The 7,616-nt window shown below is 61.0% G+C and carries 4 protein-coding genes and 1 pseudogene; 3 read left to right on the plus strand and 2 right to left on the minus strand.

What is annotated here, in order from left to right; all coding sequences use genetic code 11:
• Nucleotides 1-213: 213 nt before the first annotated feature.
• The 3 genes and pseudogenes from AC1DW2_RS12345 (at nucleotide 214) to AC1DW2_RS12355 (ending at nucleotide 4,293) form a co-directional block, all read left to right on the plus strand.
• Nucleotides 214-1,889: pseudogene (locus tag AC1DW2_RS12345) on the plus strand (winged helix-turn-helix domain-containing tetratricopeptide repeat protein).
• 253 nt (nucleotides 1,890-2,142) lie between these two features.
• Nucleotides 2,143-3,000, plus strand: a complete 858-nt coding sequence (locus AC1DW2_RS12350; protein WP_477006137.1) for an MBL fold metallo-hydrolase — start codon at nucleotides 2,143-2,145, stop codon at nucleotides 2,998-3,000.
• A gap of 309 nt (nucleotides 3,001-3,309) precedes the next feature.
• Nucleotides 3,310-4,293, plus strand: coding sequence for a hypothetical protein (locus AC1DW2_RS12355; protein WP_477006138.1), 984 nt, complete (start codon nucleotides 3,310-3,312; stop codon nucleotides 4,291-4,293).
• Nucleotides 4,294-4,407: 114 nt separating this feature from the next.
• Here AC1DW2_RS12355 and AC1DW2_RS12360 read toward each other — a convergent pair whose 3' ends face one another.
• Nucleotides 4,408-5,112, minus strand: a complete 705-nt coding sequence (locus tag AC1DW2_RS12360; RefSeq protein ID WP_477006139.1) for a GrlR family regulatory protein — start codon at nucleotides 5,110-5,112, stop codon at nucleotides 4,408-4,410.
• Between the two features lie 164 nt (nucleotides 5,113-5,276).
• Nucleotides 5,277-7,616: autotransporter outer membrane beta-barrel domain-containing protein (locus AC1DW2_RS12365; RefSeq protein WP_477006140.1), on the minus strand; the 2,340-nt coding region annotated here is incomplete at its 5' end.

Here is a 7,616-nt window from a genome sequence, read left to right on the forward strand (position 1 = left end):
CGATGCAGGTGGTAAGCCGTGCCTCGGCTCGGCCAGGTTTGTTGCGTTGATTGCGAACGTCAGTGCGCGTCGAGTGCAGGCGGGCCAACCATTTCTCGAACCCTCGTTCCCGAAGGGTGAGAAAATGTGTACTGTTTCGAACGGAAAAGACCTTGCAGCCGGCCTGAATTGCGATCGAGTTTTCCTTGGCTTCTTGTCCAGGAAGGATCACAAGTGTCGTTTCTATTCGAAGATTATTGTCTCGATGCCAACCGGCGCGAGCTCAAGCGAGGCTCCGAGCTCATCCCCACCGGACCGAAGGTGTTCGACCTGCTGCTCTTCCTGGTCCGAAACCGGGAACAGGTCGTGACAAGGGACGATCTTCTGAAGGCGGTGTGGGAAGGACGGATCGTGTCCGAATCCACGCTGACCAGCCACGTCAATGCCGTGCGCAAGGCAATCGGGGATACCGGCAAGGAGCAACGCCTGATCCGGACAGTTTCTCGCAGAGGCTTCCGGTTTGTTGGCGAGATCACCGAGGATGAATTGCCCGCGCGAGCCTCGGTCACAGACCCAGGTACGGATCTTGGCGTTCAACATGTAAAGAACATTCAGGAGCCAATCAGGGCCTTTGAGGTCGATGCGCCGACGGAAACGCGAGAAGCTGCGCCAGTTTTTGCTGCCGAGGCCGGGAGTCCGCCTCCGCTGCCCGACAGGCCTTCCATTGCGGTGCTTCCGTTTCAGAATATGTCTGGCGATGTCGAACAGGAATACTTTGCCGATGGAATGGCCGAGGACATCATCACGGCGCTGTCCCGTTTCAAGGCGCCATTTGTCATCGCCCGAAACTCCAGCTTCACCTACAAGGCGCGCGCTGTCGACGTGAAGCAAGTGGGGCGCGAGCTTGGGGTGCGCTACGTGTTGGAAGGGAGCGTTCGCAAGGCGGCAAACCGAGTGCGCATTACGGGACAACTCGTCGATACCGCTACTGGAGCACATATTTGGGCCGATCGGTTTGATGGCGAGCTCGGCGACATCTTCGATTTGCAGGACCAGGTGACTGAAAGCGTTGTCGGGGCGATCGCGCCTGCGGTGGAGAAAGCTGAGATCGAGCGCGCCAAACGTAAGCCGACCGCTAGTCTCGACGCCTATGCCCACTATTTGCGCGGTCTGGCTCGGCTTCATCAGTTTGGTAACCGGCAAGCGAACGACGAGGCATTGCGTCTGTTCAACCGCGCGATAGAGCTCGACCCGGAATTTGCCACCGCCTACGGTCGCGCAGCCTTTTGCTACCTCATTGCCAGGATCAATGGCTGGATTCCGGACACGGCGAACGCGATTGCCGAAGTGAAGAAGCTCACCCAACGGGCAGTTGAGTTGGGCAAGGATGACGCGAACGCGCTCGCCGCTGGCGGGAATGCGTTAGCGTTTGTTGTTGGGGATCTCGGGGTAGGTGCCGGCTTAGTTGATCGCGCGATCGCGCTTAATTCCAATTTGGCTGAGGCATGGAATTTCGGCGGCTGGGTAAAACTCTGGCTCGGCGAGCCGGAATCGGCGATCGAGCGCTTCGCACGAGCCGTTCGCCTGAGCCCACTTGATCCGTGGCTGATGGGCATGCGAGCTGGGACCGCGTATGCACATTTCTTTTTGGACCGCTATGACGAAGCGGCATCATGGGCGGCAATGGCATTGCAGTGCAGCCCGGACTATCGGCCTGGATTACGTATCACCGCCGCAAGCACGCAATGGCCGGTCGGCCGGAGCAAGCACACAAGGCCGTGGCTCGGCTGAGAGAACTCAGCCCCACGCTGCGCGTTTCCAATCTCAAAGATGTGCTTGGCCCTTATCGACGTGCTGAGGACGTCGCGCGATATGAGGAAGGATTGCGGCAAGCAGGGCTGCCCGAATGACCATCTCGGCCAAGGTACTCGCCTTGGCAACGAGGTGATCGAATAAGCGCAACTTCCGCTAATGGCCCACAGCGGACGCTTTGTAGTCTTTGCTCAGATGTCGACTTGTGACCCGGAGCAGACGTCGATCCCTAGCGATCATGACTTGCCGCAGTTACCCCCGTTGACTAGCTTAGCTGCTGGCAAAATGCCCTGTCGTGAAATTTGCAAGACCGATTTTGATAGACTCTGTTTGAACAACATGGGTGTCTTCATGGTTCGGCTTCCGGTTATTTTCTTGCTGGGAATTTTCTGGGCGTCACTGAGCAGTTTGAGCGCTTTCGGACAGAGTTGCGGTACAACGCCGCTCGACGTGCAAATCCTCGGTTCTGGTGGCCCCAGAATGAATCCCACTCGGGCATCGACGAGTTATCTGGTCTGGATCGAGGGGCGCGCAAGAATACTCATCGACATGGGCGGTGGTGCTCAACACCGCTTTGGTGAATCGCAAGCCAAACTCGAAGACTTGTGGATGGTCGGAATAAGCCATCTTCATCCAGATCACGTTTCCGACTTGCCAGCGTTCCTTTGGCTGAGCCACGAGGTCCGCAAGGAACCTCTCAAGGTTTTCGGTCCTACAGGCAACGATGCGGCCCCTGACTTTGCGATTTTCCTCAAGAGGCTTTTTGATGAGAAGACTGGCGCATTTCCAGTGCTCGGATCGGCGTTAGGCGGCTCATACGGGGGCAGCGGCGTGCGGCCCGATATGGGGCGCGTTGTGGCGGGTGGCGTTCGACTTGATGTCGGAGTGATTGACGCTGTCAAAAGCGATCCATCCGTGGTTTTGCAGCGCGAGGGAACGACAGTCACGGCACGGAAAATCCCGCATGGAAATATGCCAACCTTGGCCTATCGCGTGCAGACCGGAAATGTGTCGATCGTGTTTAGCTCCGACCAAAACGGCACCGATCCAGCCTTCGTCGAATTCGCAAAGGGCGCGAACCTCCTGATCATGCATCTTGCAATCGCGCGGTGCGAATGTTCCCTTGCACGCAACACCGGCAGTCGTCGGACGCGTTGCCCAAGAGGCTGCGGTCAAGCAGCTCATCGTCAGTCATTTCGGTCTGTTTGAACTCGATGCGGCCATCGCTGATTTGCGAACTGCCTACAACGGGCCGCTCATCGTCGGAGCAGACATGCAGTGTACACCAGTGCTGTGAGACCCACGGTCCTTCGCTGGTTGATGTCCGGTTATGGCCCACAGCGGACCTGCCGCTGCCACCCGTCAGGCGTCAGCCTGTGCCCCCTTGGTTGACTTTGCTCAGTGTGTTTCCCGCACCGGCAACTGCCCCCTTGAGCAAAACCAGCTGTGGCTCTTCCACCGGTTGTTGAAAATCGCGGGAGCAACCAATTTACGGATTGTTAGTAGATTCTATCGTAAATGGTTCAAGGAGATAACAACAACCATACCGGGTTCCATTACCCGACCAAATCCATGAATGCATCTGCTTTCCTGATCGCGACGGCCTTTGGCGCAGCATTCCTTGCTGTGGAGTACAAGTGGTACTACCAGCCCGACATGTTCAATCCGGATGTCGTGCTCAGCATCTTCTCTAACGAGCACATGAAAGCTCGCGCAGCAGTTCGGCACGTGCTGATCGATCCGGACTCGGCCAAATTCAGCGCATTGCATTCAGTCGAGGCCGACGCGGCGCGATATGTCTGCGGCGCCGTCAACGCCAGAGACAAATCCGGCCAATCCATCGATGCCGCTTTCGTCTACACTGTGGCCGTTGACTTTGCCCGCATCGACGACGACGGCCGGATCACGCAGCTGCGCTCGGGATTTCGGCCTTGCCCCACTGAAAATGACAAGGTCGCGCAGCAGAAGCCTGCTCTTTCGCCTGGCATGCTGTCCGTTGCGCAAACCGTTCAGAAGGTTGCTCCGCAGGCCGGCACCTCAACTGTGTCAGGTCTGACGACGCGTGCACCTGCGGCAGGCGCAACGGCGTCCGGCGGGACCATGGAGCAGCAGCTCCGCGAGCTGGGCGCACGGACTGTCCCGCCTCAATCGGCCAATGGAGCCCAGGCAAACTTGCCGGGAGAGCGTGGGACCGGCAAGGAGAGTGAGTGGCGAGCCGATCAGCCTCCCGTCGCATGGCCCAAATTCCCTCCGGATCACCCGTTGGCGAGGTCAACCCGGAAACGGAGCCCCTCCGAAGCACTCGCCTTGGCGAACGGCGTCGAGGAACGCTGGAACCAAGCCAAGTCGTCCGGAAACGTCGCGATGCGTCCCTCGTCGGAAGAAATCAAAGAGGCGTGTCGCGCCTTGCTTGGGATCAATCCCACAGACAGCGAATATCGAAAAGCCTGGGCGACTTTCGTGCATCTGCAAGACATCGACCGCGATGTTGCGATGAAATGAAGCGGGAGTGGTAGAAGAACTGCCTTCCCGCCTCTGCCCCACGGACGACGTTCGTCCAGCCCACTTCGATGTCACTTTTGGCGCGAGCCGACGCGGCTACTATGAGTGCACGTTCTAGGCCCGCCGCATCAGCTTGAGCGAGGCTGCAAGGCGCAGGCTGCGCTTGCCGGCGAGCGCGATGCCTTCGAGCTCACCGCTAACCGCAGTGCAGGTTCCGGAGAAGCCGATCCCGACCTCATAGCCGCCAAACACAGGGTTTTCGCCCTTCGCCGGCGTGTGCTCCTGGTTCAGCATCTCGCCCTTCCAGCGGCCGTCCGCCGAGGAATAGGAGCCGAGATAGTAGAAGAACGCATCGCCGCCGAGGATGCGGCCGTCGATCAGGAGCATCACGCCCGATAATCCGGCATCGACACCGTCAAGCGCGCGCAGGCTCATCCCATAGAGTCCGTTGGCGATGCCGCCCGGACCGACCGCACCACTCGGAGGCAACCCCTCGTCGTCGAGCCGGGTGAGATTGGCCCAGAATTTTGCGCCCGGCATGGTGTCCGCGCCACCCTCGAGACGGATCTGGTTGCCGGTGAGCCGCCCGCGCGCACCGATCGAGGCGATATCGGCTCCCATCAGCGGCTTGTGATTGGGATCCTCGTTGTGCCGTTCGGTGATCACCTCGGCGACGATCTCGCCGTCGCGCTCGACATAGGTTCCAAGGTGCGCGAACGCCGAATTGCCGCCCAGCATCTTGCCGTCATGCAGGCACATGATGCTGCGGCCGAACGCATCGTTGACGCCGTATTCAACCTTGTAGAGTCCGTCCAGCAATTCAATAAGCCCACTAAATCAGAAAAAGAATCGCGGGCTACCTAGGCCGTGATCCCGTAAATCAGCCGATCGGTCGGCTTGCCAGAGTCCGCTATGCCCCGATAGCTACCAAATTCCGCAGCACAGCGAAATGATGCGAAGGGCCAAAACCGGAAATCGTCACCTCACCACGCATACCGCACCACGCCCTTGCCGGCGTAGCTCTTGGTGAGCTGAGAGAACTCGCCCTCGAAGGCGGCAGCGGCGGACCAGCCGTTCAGCCATTTCTTTTCGACGGAGGCGGTGACGAGCGCGGAGTCGCTGGCTTGCGCGGCGCCGCCAACGACAAAGGATGCGCCCGGCAATGTTTGGAACGTCGCTCCGATATTGCGGCCGGGGTTGAAATCATGCGCCCATGCCAGGCGCCCTCGCAGCGTCAAGATACCGTCCGGCATCGCATATGATTTGTCGCTGCGAAGGCCGAGTTCGCTGCGCGTATCAGTGACACTCTTTGACGTGTACGCGAGCGCAAAGGTGTTGGCGCCGGTTACCGCCTGCTCGGCATAGGCCGGCAGATCGAAGGTGGTGAATTGGCCTGCGGCATAAGGCGTGATGCCCACCCCGCCCATCCATGGCGTGACGAAGCGATAACCACCTTCGACGCGACCCGACCACGCATTGGCGTTGAACTGCGCGCGCAACTGGTCGATGCCGGCCACCGTCACGGTGCGGTTGGTGGTGATGTCCTGCCAGCCATAGGCCAGTGCGCCGGAGAGATACGCCGCACCGGCATTGTGCCGGATGAAGGCGCCGGCCTGGAACAGATCAGATCGGCCAGAACCGCCATTGACGACGCTGAAGTTCGTGCCACCGCCCGCCAGTGCAAAGCCTGCCAGCRTATTCGGCGAGATACGGTAATCGGCGCCGACTGCGGTGCCTGCGATGCGGCTGGTCGTGTTGTTGGTGCCGAGTGTCGTGTTGCCGTCCGTGGTCTGCGCGCCGCCATAGCCCGCCGCCCACACGCTCCAGCGCTGCGCGAACGGATCGGCCATGACGGCCGCCTTGGTGAACATCGCATAGGCGTCGCGCGCCGCACCGAAGCGCGGTCTGTCCTGCGAAGCGTAGGCCGATGCGCCCGCCGATGACCCCGCTGAAACGCCATCGCCGCGGCCGTCGATGAAGGGATCGGTCAGCAATCCCATGAACTGGTTCATCGCGTTGAAGGTCGTCTGCTGCGAGCCGGTCGCGGTCTCGCCGGAGATCTGGGTCAGTCCCGCCGGCGTCAGCCCGCCGAACGCCAGCGGAATACTGCCGTTGGAGTTGAAGAAATTGACGATCGGGTCGGCGATGTTCCGTTGGTTGTTGTTGAGAGCCGTCCCGGGCGGCGGCACGAAACTGAGAACGAGATTGAGATACGCATTGTTGGCGTCATAGCTCAGGCTCGACGCGAAGCCACCCGGCAAGTTGGTGTTGACGATCGAGCCGAACGTGCTGGTGCCGATACCGCCGGCGGCGTTGAGAATGGTGTATTGCTTTGCGACATAGGCCCCGGCTGCGAAAGATGCCTTGACGGTGGCGCCGCCGAACGTCGCCACGCCGGTGACGTTGGTGCGGTCGGCCGCCGAAGGCGACACCTCGACCATGTAGCTCGATGCGGCCGTCAACACGAGATTGCCCTGCACGGTCAACGTACCGATCGAATTGCCGGGCGCCAGCGTGCCGCCATTGATGGTCGTGTTGCCGACCGTGCCGTTGCCGCCGAGCGTACCGCCGGCATTCACCGTCACCGCGCTGGCCGTGCTCGTGCCGTTGACCGAGAGCAGGCCGCTGTTGACCGTGGTCGCGCCTGTGAAGGTGTTGGTGCCCGTCACATTGGTCGCGCCGCTATTCACCGTCAACGTCATGCCGCCGCCGAGGCTGTTCAGCGTGCCGCCGCTTGAGGTCACTGCGCCGGTCAACGCGCCGTTGGCCAACGTGCCGCCCGATAGCGAAACGATATTGATCGTTTGTCCCAGCAAACCGAGATCGAGCGTGCCACCGGTGTTGATTGTCGTCGCACTCGTAGCGCTGAATGTGTTCGCCGCAGCGCCCCTTAGCGTGCCGGCATTAATCGTCGTAGCTCCAGTATAAGTGTTGGCGCCAGAAAAGCTGAGCGTGCCGATGCCGCTCTTGGTAATGGCGCTCGATCCACCGGTGCCGCCGAGGCCGTCCGAGGCCGCGGAGCCGCCGGAACCGTTCTGATCGGCGATGGCGTCCGACACCGTGTAGCTGCCGTTGCCACCGAAGGTCAGCGTCGAGCCTTGCACAAAGAAGGCCGTGCCTAAGGCCGAGCCCGCACCGCCGCCGTTGGAGCCGGTGCCGCCGGCTACGCTGCCGCCCGAGGTCGAGCCGTTGCCGTTGATGGTGAGCGAGCCGCCCTTGACCACGAACACCGCCCCGCCCATGCCGCCGCCGCCGCCGTTCCCGCCACTGGCGCCGTCGCCGCCGCCAAAGCCACCCGCACCGCCGGTCCCGCCGCCTCCGCC

The organism is Bradyrhizobium sp. P3_C3, assembly GCF_056402655.1.